The sequence below is a fragment of the Streptomyces sp. NPDC048392 genome, from assembly GCF_043200575.1.
Classification (GTDB): Bacteria; Actinomycetota; Actinomycetes; order Streptomycetales; family Streptomycetaceae; genus Streptomyces.
Window position 1 is genome coordinate 122,134 of record NZ_JBICYB010000001.1, and the last position, 16,112, is coordinate 138,245.

Below are 16,112 nucleotides of genomic sequence, written 5' to 3' on the forward strand. Positions count from 1 at the left end.
GCGTTTACGCGACCTTCCGCAGACCTACCCTGAAGGTATGGCAGGGCTTGGCGATCCGCCCGGAGGAACGCCCGAGGGTGTCCCCGGAGGCGGTGAGGAAGAGTACCGATCCGTCGTTTTCGACGAATCGTTCGTGCGCGCTGCCCGGCTCCAGGAGTTCTCCGCCCAGGAGCGCATCACCGACCACGCCCCCGCCGTACGCCGCCGTCCGCCGCTGCGCCGGGCCGGACTGTCCCGGCAGGCGCTGCTCCTCGTCGTACTGATCGCCGTCGCCTTCGGCACCGCCATCTACATGGGCGTACGGCACCCGTACCAGAATCCGTCCGGGGAGCGGGCCGCCGAGCCGGTGCGGATGACCGTCGTCCCGCTCGCGCCCAGGGACCGGGTGCCCGGTGCCGACGACGCCGCCTTCCTGTACGAGCACAGCCCCGCCGCGCACTTCCGGACCGCGGCCGAGGGTATTCCGGTGCCGGGGGCCCGGCGCACGGCGCACTTCTCCGAGGACCAGGTGCTCAACGCCCTGACCACGGCCAAGAACTACATCGTCCGCTCGGCGCTCGACCCGGGCGTGCTCGGCGGCGGAGAGGTCCGCTCGGTGCGGGTGCTGCTCGACCCGGAGCAGCTCCACCAGTTCGACGAGAGCTTCGAGAAGCCCGCCGCGGACGGCCACCACGCGCCCACCGGGTGGCTGGTCCGCTTCGACCCGGCCCGGGCCGAGCTGGCCGACCCGGAGATCCGGGTGGACGGCAGTCTGCGGGTCGTGGAGAGCAACGCGTCGACCCTGGAGGTCACCACCGACCACACCATGGTGTACGCGCTGCGACCGGCGGGCGACGCCCGGGCCCAGACGTCGCTGTTCACCGTCCGGCGCGAGCTCCACTTCCGCTACGACCGGGACGACCTGCGGATGCACCAGACCCAGCTCGTCGCCTCGTACGTGCAGGCCGGGCCGCTCTCCTGCGCCGAGAACTCGGCGAACCACCTCCGCCCGCTGCTGGCCGGCCGGACGGCCGGGACCGGCACCCCCGCGGGCACCGACCCGTACGCCTCGGACAACGCCACGGCGCTGTGCGGCACCCTCGCGACGGGCGCCCAGCCGAAGGTGTGAGTGCCGGGGGCCCCGGGATCAGGCGGTGGGTGCCGTGCCGGGAGCCCAAGATCAGGCGCCGTCGCGCGGCGGGCGGTTCTGCGAGGACCCCGTACCGTCGCCACCCGGGCCCTCCGGGCCCTCGCCTCCCGGGCCCTCCGGGCCCCCGGGATCCTCCGGGCCTTCCGTGGGCCCGCCCCGTTCCCCGGCCGGTCCCGGCTGGGAGGCCGTGAAGCCGCCGAAGCCCCGCCGCATCCGGTCGCCGAGGTCACCGGCCCCGCCCGCGATGTCGTTGACCAGCTTCATCAGCGGATCCTTGGAGTTGCGCACATGCGTGGCGTAGCTGGACGCCGACTCCCGGAACGAGTCCCGGACCGAGGTGTCCCTGTCCTCGTCACGCCGCGGGTAGTGACCGTCCATGGTCCGCTGGTACTCCCGGGAGGCCGCCCACTTCTTCAGCTCGGCGGCCCGCACCGTGGTGAACGGGTGCGAGCGGGGCAGCACGTTCAGGATCTTCAGCACCGAGTCGCGCAGGTCGCCGCCGGCCTCGTACTCCTCGGCCTGGTCCAGGAACGCGTCCACGTTCATCTCGTGCAGGTGGTTGCCGCCCGCGATCTTCATCAGGCCCCGCATGGAGGCCCGCAGGTCCTGGCCGACCAGCAGTCCCGCGCGGTCGGCGGACAGCTCCGACTTGCGGAACCACTCGCGCAGCGCGGTCACGATCGCCATGATCGCCACGTTGCCCAGCGGGATCCAGGCGACCCGGACCGCGAGGGAGGTCAGGAAGAGCAGGATGGTCCGGTAGACCGAGTGGCCGGACAGGGCGTGCCCCACCTCGTGCCCGACGACCGCCCGCATCTCCTCCTCGTCCAGCAGCTCGACCAGGCCCGTGGTGACGACGATGATCGGCTCGTCCAGGCCGATGCACATCGCGTTCGGCTTCGGATCCTGGCTGACGTACATCGCCGGGACCTTCTCCAGGTCCAGGATGTAGCAGGCGTCGCGCAGCATGACGTGCAGATGGGCGAACTGGCGGTCCGAGACGCGCACCGAGTCGGACAGGAACAGCAGCCGCAGGCTCCGCTCGGGGAGCAGGCCGCTGAGCGCCTTGAAGACCGTGTCGAAGCCGCTCAGCCTGCGCAGCGCCACCAGGGCGCTGCGGTCGGCCGGATGCTCGTACGCGCGCGAGGAGATTCCGGGGAAGCGCCTGCGCTGTCTGCTCGGCACGTTCTCGTGCCCGTGGTGATGGCCGTCGGACATGTCTTCCCCCAGGTGCGTGTGTGTGGCCTGTACCTGTGCGTGGCCGGTACGTGAGTCCGCCCTTTGCGAATCCTTGTGCGGTCCTTTGCGCCCCCGGAGCAGGGCCCAGCCTAGGCGGAGATACCGTGGACGGGCAGTACGTCGAAGGAGTCCACGCCATGCAGCACATCCCCCACGCCGACCGGCTCGCCGCGGCCGCGACCGCCGCCGGGCAGCAGGGGACGGGGAATCTGCTCCGGGTCGTCCTGATCGTCATGGTGGTGGGCTGTGTGCTGACCGCGTGGTTCCTGCTGCGGGGGTACAAGCGGAAGGACGACTGAGGCGGCCCGAAGGTTCCCCGGGCCGCTCCGGGCCCCGTCCCGTCGCGCCTCGGCCACTTCCCAACGGCGGAGTCGGCGTGATCGCCCGCGAGGCGCCCGCATACGATGGGCCGACGTCTTGTCCCGCCCACACCGGATAGGTCCTGCCGAAGATGAGCCTTCCCCTCAGCGCCGCCCAGTTCGTCACCCTCGCCGCCGAGGGCGGCGAGGAGCACGGCGGCAACCACGAGAGCCTCAGCCCCTACGTCACCGGCATCGGCGCGTTCGTCATCCTGCTGCTCCTGCTGTGGATCACCACCCGGTTCAACCGCGACCGCTGAGCACGCGGCTCCGTGGGGGCGGCCGGGCCGCCCCGGGCTGGCCGGTAGGGTCTGCTCGCATGGGAGAGCACGACACGCCTACCGGCCCGGCGCACGCGCCGGCGCGCGGCACGCAGAACGCGGTGCCCGCCCGCGCCACCGGTCCGGGCAGCGGCCCAGCGTCGGGCAGGCGCCGCCTGGGCGTCATGGGCGGCACCTTCGACCCGATCCACCACGGTCACCTCGTCGCGGCCAGCGAGGTCACCGCGCAGTTCCGGCTCGACGAGGTGGTGTTCGTGCCGACCGGGCAGCCGTGGCAGAAGAGCCACCGCGCGGTCTCCGCGGCCGAGGACCGCTACCTGATGACGGTGGTCGCGACCGTCGAGAACCCGCAGTTCTCGGTCAGCCGCATCGACATCGACCGCGGCGGCCCCACCTACACCGTCGACACCCTGCGTGACCTGCGCTCCCTCAACCCGGACGCGAACCTGTTCTTCATCACCGGTGCCGACGCCCTCGCCCAGATCCTCACCTGGCGCGACAGCGAGGAACTGTTCTCCCTCGCGCACTTCATCGGCGTCACCCGGCCCGGCCACACCCTCACGGACGCCGGGCTCCCCAAGGGCGGTGTCTCGCTCGTCGAGGTCCCCGCTCTCGCCATCTCCTCCACGGACTGCCGTGCGAGAGTCGCCAAGGGCGATCCCGTCTGGTACCTGGTGCCGGACGGCGTCGTGCGCTATATCGACAAACGCCAGCTGTACCGCGGCGAGTGAGCCGAGAGGGGCACCGGTGAACGACGGATACGACGCGGGACACGGCGACGACCAGTACGTACTCGTCGGCTACGACGAGTACGGACGGCCCGTGTACCGCCCGGCCCAGGGCCACCCACAGGGCCACTTCCAGGGCTCGGGCCCGGCCCAGCCCGGCGGGCAGCAGCCGTACGACCCGTACGACCCGTACGACCCGTACGCCCAGGAGCAGGGACAGCCGGGACAGCAGTACGGACAGCAGGGCTACGGCTACGACCCGTACGCCACGGGCACCCAGCAGCCCGTCCAGCAGCCGTACGACCCCTACGGCTCCCAGGGCGGCTACGACACCGGTCAGCAGCCGCCCACGCCCGGCTACGACACCGGTCAGCAGCCCGCCACGCCCGGCTACGGCGCCTATGAGGGCCATTACTCCGGCCCGCACGGAGGCGGTCCGCACCCGCACCCGCAGTCGTCGTACGACCCGTACGACCCGTACGGTCAGGCCGCGGCCGGCGGCCGGCAGACCCGGGCCGCCGAACAGACCGCCCACATCCCGCAGCAGGCGGGCCCGCCGGAGGAGCGGGAGCCGGCGGACGCCGCCGAGGCGGCCGGACCCGGCGGGGAGTACCGGACCGAGCAGTTCGCCTTCGTCGAGGAGCCGACCGGCGATTCCGAGGACGTCATCGACTGGATGAAGTTCACGGAGAACCGCACCGAACGCCGCGAGGAGGCCCGACGGCGTGCACGCACGCGTGTCGTCGCCCTGGTCGTCGTCCTGGCGCTGGTCGCGGTCGGCGGCGTCGGCTACCTCTGGTACGCCGGGAAGCTGCCCGGACTCTCCTCCTCCTCCGACGACAAGGCGGGCGGTACGACGACCGCCGGCGCCCAGAAACGCGACGTGATCGCCGTCCATCTGCACGACACCAAGGGCGGCGGTACCTCCACCGCGCTGCTCGTGAACAACGCCACCACCGAGCAGGGCACCGCCGTACTGGTGCCCAACTCGCTCGCCCTGACCGGCGACGACGGCAGCACCACCACGCTCGCGGAGTCCGTCGACGACGAGGGTCCCGACGCGACCCGGACCGCGCTCGACTCCGCCCTCGGCACCGACATCGAGGGCACCTGGCGCCTGGACACGCCGTACCTCCAGATCCTCGTCGACCTGGTCGGCAACATCGACGTCGACACCGACGCGGACGTCCCCGACCCGGAGGCCAAGGACAAGGGCGGCGCCCCCCTCGTGCACAAGGGCGAGGGCCGGACCCTCAGCGGCAAGATGGCCGTCGCCTACGCCACCCACCGCGGCTCCGGCGAGGACGCCACCGCCCAGCTGCGGCGTTTCGGGCAGGTCGTGCAGGGCGTGCTGCGCAAGCTGTCCTCCGACCCGCAGGCCGCGACGACCACCGTCCAGACCCTCGGGATGATCCTGGACCCGCCGCTGACCGAGAAGGATCTCGGCACCTTCCTCGCCGGCCTCTCCGACCGTGCCAAGGGCGGCGACTTCACCACCGCGCTGCTGCCCGTCCAGGACGGCGGCGGGCTCAGCGCCGAGGCCGCAGACAGCGTCGTCAAGGACGTCCTCGGCGGCACCGCGAAGAGCCCCGACAAGGACGCGGCCGTCAGCGTCTCCGTGCGCAACGCCACCGGTGACGAGGACCGCACGGGCAAGGCCCGCGTCGTCCTCCTCAACGGCGGCTTCACCTTCGTCTCCGGCGGCACCGCCTCAGGCACCGAGGCCACGTCCGAGGTCGTCTACGCGGAGGCCGCCGACAAGGAGAACGCCGTCCAGGTCGCCAAGACCCTGGGACTGCCCACCGACTCCGTCACACGGGGCAAGATCTCCGCGAACGCCCGGGTCTCGGTGGTGCTCGGCCAGGACTACGAACCGGCGTCGTAGCGGGGCGGGAGGTTTCCGCGTGGGCCGCCCTCGGCGGTCGTGAGACCCTTGAGGTCAACCGACCGCCGACCCGAAAGCCAGGCAGTGACCGCGACCGACCGCTCCATCGAACTCATCAACGCCGCCGCCCAGGCGGCGGCCGACAAGCTCGCGCACGACATCATCGCCTACGACGTCAGCGACGTGCTGTCGATCACGGACGCCTTCCTGCTGGCCTCCGCGCCCAACGACCGCCAGGTCAAGTCGATCGTCGACGAGATCGAGGAGCGGCTGAACAAGGAGCTCGGCGCCAAGCCGGTGCGCCGTGAGGGCGACCGCGAGGCCCGCTGGGTCCTGCTCGACTACGTCGACATCGTCGTCCACGTCCAGCACAGCGAGGAGCGCGTCTTCTACGCCCTGGAGCGGCTGTGGAAGGACTGCCCCGAGCTGGACCTGCCCGCCGAGGCCAAGGAGACCCGCGGCAAGGCGGAGGAGCACGCCAAGCTCCAGGCCGCGGAGGAGGCGACGCGGACCGACGAGGACTGGCGATGAGCGCCACCGGCGAGGTGACGGCGGGAAAGCCGGGCCGCGGCCGGCGCGTCATCCTCTGGCGGCACGGCCAGACCGCGTGGAACGTGGAGCGTCGCTTCCAGGGCAGCACGGACGTCGAGCTGACCGGGACCGGCGTCGCCCAGGCCCGCCGCGCGGCCCAGCTGCTCGTGCACCTGAAGCCCGACGCGATCGTCTCCTCCGACCTCGCGCGCGCCGCGGACACGGCCGCCGAGCTGGCCGTGCTCACCGGCCTCGAGGTGACCCTGGAGGAGGGCCTGCGGGAGACCTACGCGGGCGTCTGGCAGGGGCTGACCCACGAGGAGATCATCGCCCGGCACGGCGAGGAGTACACGGCCTGGAAGCGCGGCGAGCCCGTGCGGCGCGGCGGCGGCGAGCTGGAGACCGAGGTCGCCGACCGCGCCGCCCCCGTGGTGCTCCGGCACGCCGAGAAGCTCGCCGAGGACGGAACCCTCGTCGTGGTCAGCCACGGCGGCACGATCCGCACCACCATCGGCCGCCTGCTCGGCCTCGAACCGCACAGCTGGGAGAGCCTCGGCGGCCTGACCAACTGCTGTTGGTCCGTCCTCGGCGAGGGCGCCCGCGGCTGGCGTCTGCTGGAGCACAACGCCGGCACGCTGCCGGAACCGGTACTCGGCGACGACGACTGATCCGGCGACTGATCCGACGGCCGGTCCGGCGACTGAGCCCGGGTCGGCGGCCCGGGAACCGGATTTCACTTTCCGGCAGGTCGCAGGCTAAAGTTCTTCTTGTTCGCCCCGCCGAGCGGAGCGAAAGAGACCATGCGGCTCCGCCGCGTGGGACCAGGGGCTATAGCTCAGTTGGTAGAGCGCCTGCATGGCATGCAGGAGGTCAGGAGTTCAATTCTCCTTAGCTCCACAACCCACGGACGAATCCCGTCCCCTTCGGGGGGCGGGATTTTTCGTCTCCGCCCTCTTGAGCAACAGGCGTCCCACAGGCGTATACGTCGGTGGGACGCCGTGTCCGGACCGGTACTCAGGCGTCGCTGACCGTATTGGCCCGGTCGTGGCAGAATCAAACGGCCGGAAGGGACCGCGGCCCGACGGGAGGGAGTGGCGATGCCTGGGAGCATCCTCGAGGAGGTCGGTCACCTCCTCGGCGGAGCGATGGCGAGGAACACGCTCACCCGTCTCAGCTGTCCCTCCTGCGGTTCCGGGCATGTGGCCCAAGTCCTCGGCGACAACGGCGGAATCTCGTACGTGTGCACGGCCTGCGGCCACAGCTGGAGCTGATCGATGGGTGCACACAGGCGGAAGTGCGACTGGTGCGGCAGCGGTACGCCCATCGTGCGCGACATGGAGCCGGTCAACCCGGACTACCAGTACTGGTGCGAGGAGTGCGCACGGGCGCTGATCATAAAAGGCGACCCCATCGAGACGTACCGCGAACTCGAGGGCGAGCCGATCTACGGACGGCTCCTCGAGGAGCACTGCACGCTCAAGCGGTTCTACTCGTTCGTGACGGCCTAGGGGCACCCTGTGGTCTGACGGCCGCACAAGAGGGTAAAACGGGCAAACCGGAAACGATTTGGTGTTGTGCCCGGCCGACCGTGTAATGTTGGCGTCGCCGCCGGGGAGACCGGGCGGCAGACGGCAAGGGGCTATAGCTCAGTTGGTAGAGCGCCTGCATGGCATGCAGGAGGTCAGGAGTTCAATTCTCCTTAGCTCCACAAGAACAGTGAACGAGGGACCCCCCGGATCAGCGATCCGGGGGGTTTTCTCGTACGCGAAGGCCGCTCAGCGGCCGATGGCCCGGCGGCCCCTGCCCTGGGACAGCACCGGCAGGTTGGTGCGCGAGGACGGCGCCTGGCCGCGGGTGTCCTCCTCGATGCGCAGGGCCAGCGCCGGGCAGCGGCGCACCGCGCGCATCGCCTTGGCCTCCGCGAAACGCGGCACCTCGGCCTGGGCGACGGTCGGGAAGCCGTCGGCGCCGAGCTCGAAGACCTCCGGCAGGATGTCCGCGCACAGCCCGTGGCCCCGGCACAGCGTCCAGTCGACGTAGATCTTCTGGCGGCTGGGGCCGTTCTCCTCCCCGCCGCCCGGGATGCCCGTCGGCGCCTTGCCGCCCTCGAAGAGCGGCAGAACTCCCTCCACGGGGCGTCCGCAGCCGTTGCCCAGGACGTGGGCGGCCAGGTCGTCCGTGAACGCCTTGACGGTCGACTCCAGGAACATCGCCGAGCCGTCCGGGTGTGAGCAGGCGCCGCGCCGCTTCACGTTCCGCGCGACCTGCTTGACCGCCTCCAGAGCGGCCGGGCCGCCGCCGTTCAGAATGTCCTCCAGGCCCCGCGCGGCGGCCGGCAGACCGAGGTAGCAGGGCCCGCACTGGCCGGCGCTCTCCTCCGCCAGCCACTGCGCCACCCGCAGCGACTCGCCCAGTGGGCAGGTGTCCTGACCGACCGGCAGGATCGCGCCCGCGCCGAGCGAGCCGCCCACCTGCTGCAGGGAGTTGCGGGAGACGATCGCCTCGTCGACGGTCGCCGCGTCGATCCACTTGCCGTGGTAGCCGCCGGTCAGCACACCCTGCGGTACCGGCGGAGCGCCGGCCAGCTGGAGGACGTAGCGCAACGGCACGCCCGTCGGGACCTCGATCACCATCGGGCGGGCGACCGACCCGGAAACGGTGAGCATGACGGTGCCCGGCTCGTCGTACAGGCCGGTGTTCCCGTAGCGCTCCGGGCCGATGCGGGCGGCGATCGCCAGCTGGGCGAAGGTCTCGGCGTTGGACAGCAGGGTCGGGGCGCCGCCGACGCCGCTCTTCGAAGCGCTGACCTTGCGGCCGGGCGGGATCGCCGGGCCGCCGTCGATGGAGCGGATCAGCGAGGCCGCCGCGCCGGTGACCATGCGCACCGGGTTGCGCTGCACGCGCGCGCGGAGGGCGGACCGGCGCCCGTTGCTCAGCCCGCGTTCGGCGAGGGCGGCCTCCATGGAGCGCTGCGTGGACTCGCGGGTGACCCCGATGACGAGCGTGCGGGCGCCCATGGCCTCGGCGCACAGCAGCGCGCCGTCCAGGATCAGGTGCGGGGCCCGGTTGATCAGCACCGTGTCCTTGCGGCAGGCCGGCTCGTCCTCGCTGCCGTTGACGACCACGACCGGCCGTACGCCGCGCTTGATCGCGGCCTCGGCGACGGAGCGCAGCTTCTTGTGGAAGGGGAAGCCCGCGCCGCCGCGGCCTCGCAGGTTGATGCGTTCGGAGAGCTGCGCGAGCTGTTCGCCGCCCAGCGGTTCGAGTGGACCGTGCACTTTGAGGTGCATCGGCAGATCCAGGCGCTCGACAAGGTCGAAGCCCGACGTGAGCTGGGGAAGCCCGACCACGCGGACCTCTGGGACGTCGGGCAGGGCCTCGTTCACTTAAAGCCTCCGGAAGGCGTGTTCCAGGGTTCGCCGGAACCCGGTGCGTCGAAGTCGTAGGACGACGACGGCGCACCGGGGCTTGGTTCAGGGGCGGGACCGCTGTTGTACGTGTCGTTCGGGTAGTACGTGTCGTAGACCGCGTTCGTCTCACGGGTGTCGTACACGTCACTCGATCCGTAGCCCGAGGAGTAGCTCGCGGTGTCCGTGTTGCCGTAGACCGGGATGGTGTGTCCCGTGTCGTTGAGCGGGTCGTAGGCCGACGGCGGCGCCTCGCCGACCGGTGGCGGCGACGGTATGGGCCAGCTGCCCGAGGTGCTGCCGCCGCCGTCCGCCACCGGCATCGCCTCGGCCGGCCGCAGGTCGGGCGGCTGCTGGGCGGACCCGGCCGGGTCGGCCGTCAGCGGCGCCCGGCGTGCGCCCGAGGGGCCGGACACGGCGCGGTAGGCCGCCGCGAAGCCGTTGGCGGGCTCCGGGGGTGTGAGCCGCTCCGCGGGCTCGTAGAGCGGGCCGGACGGGGGCGCGACGCGCGCGCGGGACGCCCCGGCGTGCTCGTAGCCGGGCAGGGCGGAGGTGTCCCGCGGCCGGTCCTCCGCCTGCTCCTCACGGGCCGGGCGCTCCCCGGTCCCCAGGAGGCCGGCGATCCGGTCGGCGGCCTTGCGCCTGACCGGGCGGGGCGCCGCGCGCAGCGCCAGGGCCGCCATGACGCCGACCACGGACAGGGCGTACAGGACCGTGAAGAGCGGCTTCGCCGCGCGACCCGCGTAGAGCCCGTGCAGCAGGGCCATGCACCAGGCCGGGTAGGCGAGCATGTGCATCGCCCGCCAGCGGGCGGCCACGGGGGCCGGGGACGCGAAGCGGTTGCGCAGGGCGCCGGTGACGCCCACGAAGATCATGAGCATGCTGGCCAGGGTGCCGAAGCCGATGAGGACGGCCCGGCCGCCGAACTCCTCGTCGTCCGTGGCCAGCAGCCCGAACGGGAGGACCGCGGCGACCCAGGTGGTGTGGTCGAGCGCCAGCTTGACCACGATGTGCACCAGCAGGAACACGACCGAGGCGACCGCGGTGGTCCGGTGCACCGCCTGGGCCAGGATCCGCTGCCGGGTGTCGAGAACGATCCGGTCCTGGGCGAGGAGTCCCCAGATCACCGAGCAGCTGAGGAAGACCAGGGAGAGGACGCCGGCGCCGAAGTCGAGGAACTGGGCGAAGGTGTCGTCCACCGTGCTGTCGTTCGTCACCACGGCATGCCTCCCCACGTCAGGGACGTGAGGGGTGGCGGCGAGCCGGTGTCGTGTGGGTGGGTCGGGGGAGGGTTCATGGGGGCAACTCCGGAGCGGTTCGGGAAAGCGGTCCCGCTGCCGCACTCTAAGTGGCGCCATACCCGCGGGTACGAGGTTTGAGTTATTGCGTTGTTATCAAACGACAGTGTGCTCGTAGTGATGTCCCCATAGTGGTTGTTACGCGAAGTAATCTTTGACCTTGGTTCAGGCCGGGCACCGGTCCCGGTGGCCGGAAGCCCGTCGCGGCCCGCTCGACGACTGCGGTACCCTGACGCCATGCGTGCCGTACGCCTTCTGCTTAGCGAGCCGCGCTGATCAGGCCCGACCCCGGTCGTAGTCCGGTGGCCGGAATCGGCGCGGCGTCCCCTCCTGTGCGAGGGGATTTTTCATTTCCCGGCAATCGCAGCCGCTGGTCATGGATGTCGCAGCCGCTGGCAGAGACGATCGATGGAGCTTTGAGGATCATGAGCGAGACGAACCCCGCGGCGACCGCCCCTGTGCCGGCGGACGCCGCGCCGCACCGCTACACGGCCGCCATGGCCGCCGAGATCGAGGCGCGCTGGCAGGACTTCTGGGACGCCGAGGGGACGTACGCCGCGCCGAACCCCAAGGGTGACCTGGCGGGCGACCCGGAGTTGGCCGCCCGGCCCAAAAAGTTCGTCATGGACATGTTCCCGTATCCCTCCGGCGCGGGCCTGCACGTGGGCCACCCGCTGGGTTACATCGCCACGGACGTCTTCGCCCGCTTCCAGCGGATGACCGGCCACAACGTCCTGCACACCCTGGGCTTCGACGCCTTCGGCCTGCCCGCCGAGCAGTACGCGGTGCAGACCGGCACGCACCCGCGCGTGTCGACCGAGGCCAACATGGAGAACATGAGGTCCCAGCTGCGCCGGCTGGGCCTGGGCCACGACAAGCGCCGCTCGTTCGCCACGATCGACCCCGAGTACTACAAGTGGACCCAGTGGATCTTCCTGCAGATCTTCGACTCCTGGTACGACGACGAGGCGCGCAGGGCCCGCCCGATCAGCGAGCTGGTCGCGCAGTTCGACTCCGGTGAGCGGGCGGTGCCCGGCGGGCGCACCTGGAGCGCGCTGAACGAGGCCGAGCGCGCCGACGTCCTGGGCGGTTACCGCCTGGCCTACGCCTCCGACGCGCCCGTCAACTGGTGCCCAGGACTGGGCACCGTGCTGGCCAACGAGGAGGTCACCGCCGACGGCCGCTCCGAGCGCGGCAACTTCCCCGTCTTCAAGTCCAAGCTGCGCCAGTGGAACATGCGCATCACCGCCTACGCCGACCGGCTGCTGGACGACCTGGACGAGCTGGACTGGCCCGAGGCCATCAAGCTGCAGCAGCGCAACTGGATCGGCCGCTCCGAGGGCGCCCGCGTCGACTTCCCCGTCGACGGCGAGCGCATCACCGTCTTCACCACCCGTCCCGACACCCTGTTCGGCGCGACCTACATGGTGCTGGCGCCCGAGCACCCGCTGGTCGAGAAGTTCACCCCGAACGCCTGGCCCGAGGGCACCCACGACGTGTGGACCGGCGGCCACGCCACCCCGGCCGAGGCCGTCGCCGCGTACCGCGCGCAGGCCGCCGCCAAGTCCGACGTCGAGCGGCAGGCCGAGGCCAAGGACAAGACCGGCGTCTTCATCGGCGCGTACGCGACCAACCCGGTGAACGGCGAGCAGGTCCCGGTCTTCATCGCCGACTACGTGCTGATGGGCTACGGCACCGGCGCGATCATGGCCGTTCCGGCGGGCGACCAGCGCGACTTCGAGTTCGCGCGCGCCTTCGAGCTGCCGGTCCGCTGCGTCGTCGAGCCGACCGACGGCCGCGGCACCGACCCCGCGACGTGGGAGGACGCCTTCGGCTCCCACGACGCGAAGATCATGAACTCGTCCAACGACGAGGTCAGCCTGGACGGCCTGGCCGTGACCGAGGCCAAGGAGCGCGTCACCGCGTGGCTGGAACGCGCCGGCGCCGGTGAGGGCACCGTCAACTTCCGCCTGCGCGACTGGCTGTTCAGCCGCCAGCGCTACTGGGGCGAGCCCTTCCCGATCGTCTACGACGAGGACGGCATCGCCCACCCCCTGCCCGCGTCGATGCTGCCGCTGGAGCTGCCCGAGGTCGAGGACTACTCCCCGCGCACCTTCGACCCGGACGACGCCTTCACCGAGCCCGAGACCCCGCTGTCCCGCAACGAGGACTGGGTCAACGTCACCCTGGACCTGGGCGACGGCCGCGGCCCGCGCAAGTACCGCCGCGAGACCAACACCATGCCGAACTGGGCCGGTTCCTGCTGGTACGAGCTGCGCTACCTGGACCCGCACAACAGCGAGCGGCTGGTCGACCCCGAGATCGAGAAGTACTGGATGGGCCCGCGCGAGGGCCTGCCGCACGGCGGCGTCGACCTGTACGTCGGCGGCGCCGAGCACGCCGTGCTGCACCTGCTGTACGCGCGCTTCTGGTCCAAGGTCCTGTTCGACCTGGGGTACGTCTCCTCGGCCGAGCCGTTCCACAAGCTGTTCAACCAGGGCATGATCCAGGCGTACGTCTACCGCGACGCGCGCGGAATCGCCGTACCCGCCGCCGAGGTCGAGGAACGCGACGGGGCGTACTACCACCAGGGCGAGAAGGTCTCCCGGCTGCTGGGCAAGATGGGCAAGTCCCTGAAGAACGCGGTCACCCCGGACGAGATCTGCGCCGAGTACGGTGCCGACACGCTGCGCCTGTACGAGATGGCGATGGGCCCGCTGGACGTCTCCCGGCCGTGGGACACCCGCGCGGTGGTCGGCCAGTTCCGGCTGCTGCAGCGGCTGTGGCGCAACGTCGTCGACGAGAACACCGGCGAGCCGGCCGTGGCGGACGTCGCGGACACCGACGTCGACACGGACACCCTGCGTGCCCTGCACAAGGCCATCGACGGCGTGCGGCAGGACCTGGAGGGCATGCGGTTCAACACCGCCATCGCCAAGGTCACCGAGCTGAACAACCACCTGACCAAGGCCGGCGGCGCGGTCCCGCGGCCGGTCGCCGAGCGTCTGGTACTGCTGGTCGCGCCGCTGGCCCCGCACGTCGCCGAGGAACTGTGGCGCAAGCTGGGCCACACCGACTCGGTCGTCCACCAGGACTTCCCGGTCGCCGACCCGGCCTACGTCGTCGACGAGACCGTGACCTGCGTCGTGCAGGTCAAGGGCAAGGTCAAGGCGCGGCTGGAGGTCGCCCCCTCCATCTCCGAGGGCGACCTGGAGAAGGCGGCGCTGGCCGACGAGAAGGTCGTGGCCGCGCTGGGCGGGGCCGGGATCCGCAAGGTGATCGTGCGGGCGCCGAAGCTGGTGAACATCGTCCCCGCGTAGGCGGTGACCGGGGACGTTCCGGCGCGCTTGAGGGCGTCCCCTACGGGCCGGGTGCGGGCAGGTTCGGGGTTCCGGCGGAACCCTGGGCCTGCCCGTTGCGTTTACCGTGGAAGAGCGGCGCGACGGGTGCCGCGCCGTGGCCCGCCGGCCCGCGGGCCGGACGCTCGGAGGAGGAGCTTCGTGGAAGCAGCCATCACAGTCTTCGTCCTGCTCTTCCTGCTCGCCGTCGTGCTGGGTGTCTACGCCACGGTGAAGGCCGTCGGGGCCGCCAAGCGCAGCGTGGACCGCGGCATCACCCAGGCCCGCCGCACGGTCGAGGACCACACACTGCGTGCCAAGTCCCTCGTCCAGACCGGCCCGGTGGGCGAGCTGGCCCAGCTGCGGCTGAGGCTGCGCACCTCCATGCGGGCCACACAGGACGCGCTGCACGCGGGCGCGGACGAGGACGAGTCCCTCAAGGAATCCGTCGCCCTCTTCGAGCGGCTCAGCGCGCACGGTTTCGAGCTGGACGGCGAACTGAGGCGCCTGGAGTCCGAGCCCGACCGCGCCACGCTCGCCGAGCACCTCCCCGCGCTGCGCGAGCGCACCGAGCGCATCACCAGGTCGGCTGAGGCCCTGCGCTGGGCGACCCGCGACCGCGCCCGCCGCTTCGCGGACGACGACCTGGACTCGCTGAGCGCACAGATCGACGTGGAGGCCGGTGCGCTGCGGCACTGGACGGAGACGGAGCCCGCCGCCGCGCCGCCGCCCTGGCCCGAGGCCCCGCCCGCCGACGCCCCGTCCACCCGGCAGACCTGGCCGGACCCTTCGGCGCAGGAGACGGCGGAGGACCACGCGCGCCCCGCCATCAGCCCGCCCGCCGCGAGCCCCGTGTACCCCTGGCAGAAGAAGGCCCGCCCGGAGAGCACCACCTGACCGCCCCGGGCACGTCCCTGTGAACGCCCGGTCGCCGGGGCCGGACTGCCGTACGGGCACCACGCCAGGTAACCTCCAGCTCATGTCCCGCCATGTCGCTATCGTCACGGATTCAACGGCCTACCTCCCGGCCCGGACGATGGAGCGGCACGGCATCACCGCGGTACCCCTGACCGTCGTCCTGGGCGACCGGGCCCTGGAGGAGGGCACCGAGATCTCGACCCGCTCCCTGGCGCAGGCCCTGCAGAAACGGCGACCGGTCACCACCTCGCGCCCCAGTCCCGGACTCTTCGCCGAGACCTACCGGAGGATCGCCGAGTCCGGCGCCGACGGCATCGTCTCCCTCCACCTCTCCGCCGAACTCTCCGGCACGCACGACGCGGCCGTCGTCGCGGCGCGCGAGGCGGCGGTCCCGGTACGGGTCGTGGACACGGGGATGATCGCGATGGCCCTCGGGTTCTGCGCGCTCGCCGCTGCGGAGGCGGCGGAGGCGGGCGGCACGGTGGACGACGCCGTCACGGCCGCCGAGAAGCGGGCCGCGGGCACCGCCGCCTACTTCTACGTCGACACCCTCGACTATCTGCGCCGGGGCGGCCGGATCGGGGCGGCCCAGGCCCTGTTCGGCTCCGCGCTCGCGGTGAAGCCGCTGCTGCGGCTGGAGGGCGGCCGCATCGAGCCCCTGGAGAAGGTGCGGACGGCCTCCAAGGCCATCGCCAGGCTGGAGGAGATCGTCGCGGACCGTGCGGGCAGCGCGCCCGTCGACATCGCCGTCCACCATCTCGCCGCCCCCGACCGGGCGTCGGCCCTCGCGGACCGCCTGCGAAGCCGGGTGCCCGGGCTGGCCGACCTGCATGTGAGCGAGGTCGGTGCGGTGATCGGGGCGCACACGGGGCCGGGGTTGTTGGGGGTCGTGGTCTCGTCGCGGTGAGTGGCGGTGGCGGTGGCGGTGGCGGTGGCGGTGGCGGTGGTGGTGGTGGGTGTGAGCGGTGGGGCGCGGTGAGTGGTGCGGTGGGGTGCGAA

The 16,112-nt window shown here is 71.8% G+C and carries 15 protein-coding genes and 2 tRNA genes; 14 read left to right on the forward strand and 3 right to left on the reverse strand.

Annotation, left to right across the window (positions count from 1 at the left end; translation table 11 throughout):
* Nucleotides 1-37 precede the first annotated feature (37 nt).
* The gene (locus tag ACGFYH_RS00480) at nucleotides 38-1,108 is read left to right on the forward strand and encodes a hypothetical protein (protein ID WP_393800910.1); all 1,071 of its coding nucleotides are present in this window, start codon (nucleotides 38-40) and stop codon (nucleotides 1,106-1,108) included.
* Nucleotides 1,109-1,159: 51 nt separating this feature from the next.
* Here the strand turns inward: ACGFYH_RS00480 and ACGFYH_RS00485 are convergent, their stop codons facing one another.
* On the reverse strand, nucleotides 1,160-2,347 hold the full coding sequence (locus ACGFYH_RS00485; RefSeq protein ID WP_393800911.1) for a M48 family metallopeptidase: 1,188 nt from the start codon (nucleotides 2,345-2,347) through the stop codon (nucleotides 1,160-1,162).
* A gap of 158 nt (nucleotides 2,348-2,505) precedes the next feature.
* Between ACGFYH_RS00485 and ACGFYH_RS00490 the strand changes: the two genes are divergently transcribed.
* The 10 genes from ACGFYH_RS00490 to ACGFYH_RS00535 all read left to right on the forward strand — a co-directional run bounded on the left by ACGFYH_RS00490 (nucleotide 2,506) and on the right by ACGFYH_RS00535 (nucleotide 7,860).
* Entirely contained in the window at nucleotides 2,506-2,667 is a 162-nt protein-coding gene (locus ACGFYH_RS00490) for a hypothetical protein (protein ID WP_393800912.1), read from the forward strand.
* Between the two features lie 152 nt (nucleotides 2,668-2,819).
* Nucleotides 2,820-2,987, forward strand: coding sequence for a hypothetical protein (locus ACGFYH_RS00495; protein ID WP_003976223.1), 168 nt, complete (start codon nucleotides 2,820-2,822; stop codon nucleotides 2,985-2,987).
* A gap of 59 nt (nucleotides 2,988-3,046) precedes the next feature.
* Nucleotides 3,047-3,739, forward strand: coding sequence for a nicotinate-nucleotide adenylyltransferase (gene nadD, locus ACGFYH_RS00500; RefSeq protein WP_393800913.1), 693 nt, complete (start codon nucleotides 3,047-3,049; stop codon nucleotides 3,737-3,739).
* Between the two features lie 16 nt (nucleotides 3,740-3,755).
* The gene (locus tag ACGFYH_RS00505; protein ID WP_393800914.1) at nucleotides 3,756-5,621 is read left to right on the forward strand and encodes a LytR C-terminal domain-containing protein; all 1,866 of its coding nucleotides are present in this window, start codon (nucleotides 3,756-3,758) and stop codon (nucleotides 5,619-5,621) included.
* 84 nt (nucleotides 5,622-5,705) lie between these two features.
* Nucleotides 5,706-6,152: a ribosome silencing factor gene (gene rsfS / locus ACGFYH_RS00510; protein WP_393800915.1), complete on the forward strand. Its 447-nt coding sequence runs from the start codon at nucleotides 5,706-5,708 to the stop codon at nucleotides 6,150-6,152.
* Entirely contained in the window at nucleotides 6,149-6,820 is a 672-nt protein-coding gene (locus ACGFYH_RS00515) for a histidine phosphatase family protein (RefSeq protein ID WP_393800916.1), read from the forward strand. The genes rsfS and ACGFYH_RS00515 overlap by 4 nt, the downstream gene beginning before the upstream one ends.
* Before the next feature lie 156 nt (nucleotides 6,821-6,976).
* Nucleotides 6,977-7,049 (forward strand) — tRNA-Ala (locus ACGFYH_RS00520).
* Between the two features lie 200 nt (nucleotides 7,050-7,249).
* The gene (locus ACGFYH_RS00525; protein WP_393800917.1) at nucleotides 7,250-7,423 is read left to right on the forward strand and encodes a hypothetical protein; all 174 of its coding nucleotides are present in this window, start codon (nucleotides 7,250-7,252) and stop codon (nucleotides 7,421-7,423) included.
* A gap of 3 nt (nucleotides 7,424-7,426) precedes the next feature.
* Nucleotides 7,427-7,660 (forward strand): hypothetical protein, encoded by a 234-nt coding sequence (locus ACGFYH_RS00530; RefSeq protein ID WP_003976229.1) that lies wholly within the window; start codon nucleotides 7,427-7,429, stop codon nucleotides 7,658-7,660.
* 127 nt (nucleotides 7,661-7,787) lie between these two features.
* Nucleotides 7,788-7,860 (forward strand) — tRNA-Ala (locus ACGFYH_RS00535).
* A 67-nt stretch (nucleotides 7,861-7,927) separates the two neighbouring features.
* On the opposite strand, the gene ACGFYH_RS00540 is transcribed toward ACGFYH_RS00535, so the two are convergent.
* Nucleotides 7,928-9,538 (reverse strand): NADH-ubiquinone oxidoreductase-F iron-sulfur binding region domain-containing protein, encoded by a 1,611-nt coding sequence (locus ACGFYH_RS00540; RefSeq protein ID WP_393800918.1) that lies wholly within the window; start codon nucleotides 9,536-9,538, stop codon nucleotides 7,928-7,930.
* Nucleotides 9,535-10,779, reverse strand: coding sequence for a cytochrome b/b6 domain-containing protein (locus ACGFYH_RS00545; protein WP_393800919.1), 1,245 nt, complete (start codon nucleotides 10,777-10,779; stop codon nucleotides 9,535-9,537). The genes ACGFYH_RS00540 and ACGFYH_RS00545 overlap by 4 nt, the downstream gene beginning before the upstream one ends.
* 503 nt (nucleotides 10,780-11,282) lie before the next feature.
* Between ACGFYH_RS00545 and leuS the strand changes: the two genes are divergently transcribed.
* From leuS to ACGFYH_RS00560, 3 genes are all read left to right on the forward strand, one after another.
* Nucleotides 11,283-14,177, forward strand: a complete 2,895-nt coding sequence (gene leuS, locus ACGFYH_RS00550) for a leucine--tRNA ligase (RefSeq protein ID WP_393800920.1) — start codon at nucleotides 11,283-11,285, stop codon at nucleotides 14,175-14,177.
* A 180-nt stretch (nucleotides 14,178-14,357) separates the two neighbouring features.
* On the forward strand, nucleotides 14,358-15,092 hold the full coding sequence (locus ACGFYH_RS00555) for a hypothetical protein (RefSeq protein ID WP_393800921.1): 735 nt from the start codon (nucleotides 14,358-14,360) through the stop codon (nucleotides 15,090-15,092).
* An 82-nt stretch (nucleotides 15,093-15,174) separates the two neighbouring features.
* A complete protein-coding gene (locus tag ACGFYH_RS00560) occupies nucleotides 15,175-16,020 on the forward strand; it encodes a DegV family protein (RefSeq protein ID WP_393800922.1) in 846 nt (281 codons plus the stop codon).
* The last annotated feature ends 92 nt before the right edge of the window (nucleotides 16,021-16,112 follow it).

Excerpts from the sequence above, each read along its gene's own strand:
- ACGFYH_RS00480 (WP_393800910.1), top strand. The coding sequence starts at position 38 with ATGGCAGGGCTTGGCGATCCGCCCGGAGGAACGCCCGAGGGTGTCCCC.
- ACGFYH_RS00485 (WP_393800911.1), bottom strand. The coding sequence starts at position 2,347 with ATGTCCGACGGCCATCACCACGGGCACGAGAACGTGCCGAGCAGACAG.
- ACGFYH_RS00490 (WP_393800912.1), top strand. The coding sequence starts at position 2,506 with ATGCAGCACATCCCCCACGCCGACCGGCTCGCCGCGGCCGCGACCGCC.
- ACGFYH_RS00495 (WP_003976223.1), top strand. The coding sequence starts at position 2,820 with ATGAGCCTTCCCCTCAGCGCCGCCCAGTTCGTCACCCTCGCCGCCGAG.
- nadD (WP_393800913.1), top strand. The coding sequence starts at position 3,047 with ATGGGAGAGCACGACACGCCTACCGGCCCGGCGCACGCGCCGGCGCGC.
- ACGFYH_RS00515 (WP_393800916.1), top strand. The coding sequence starts at position 6,149 with ATGAGCGCCACCGGCGAGGTGACGGCGGGAAAGCCGGGCCGCGGCCGG.
- ACGFYH_RS00525 (WP_393800917.1), top strand. The coding sequence starts at position 7,250 with ATGCCTGGGAGCATCCTCGAGGAGGTCGGTCACCTCCTCGGCGGAGCG.
- ACGFYH_RS00530 (WP_003976229.1), top strand. The coding sequence starts at position 7,427 with ATGGGTGCACACAGGCGGAAGTGCGACTGGTGCGGCAGCGGTACGCCC.
- leuS (WP_393800920.1), top strand. The coding sequence starts at position 11,283 with ATGAGCGAGACGAACCCCGCGGCGACCGCCCCTGTGCCGGCGGACGCC.
- ACGFYH_RS00560 (WP_393800922.1), top strand. The coding sequence starts at position 15,175 with ATGTCCCGCCATGTCGCTATCGTCACGGATTCAACGGCCTACCTCCCG.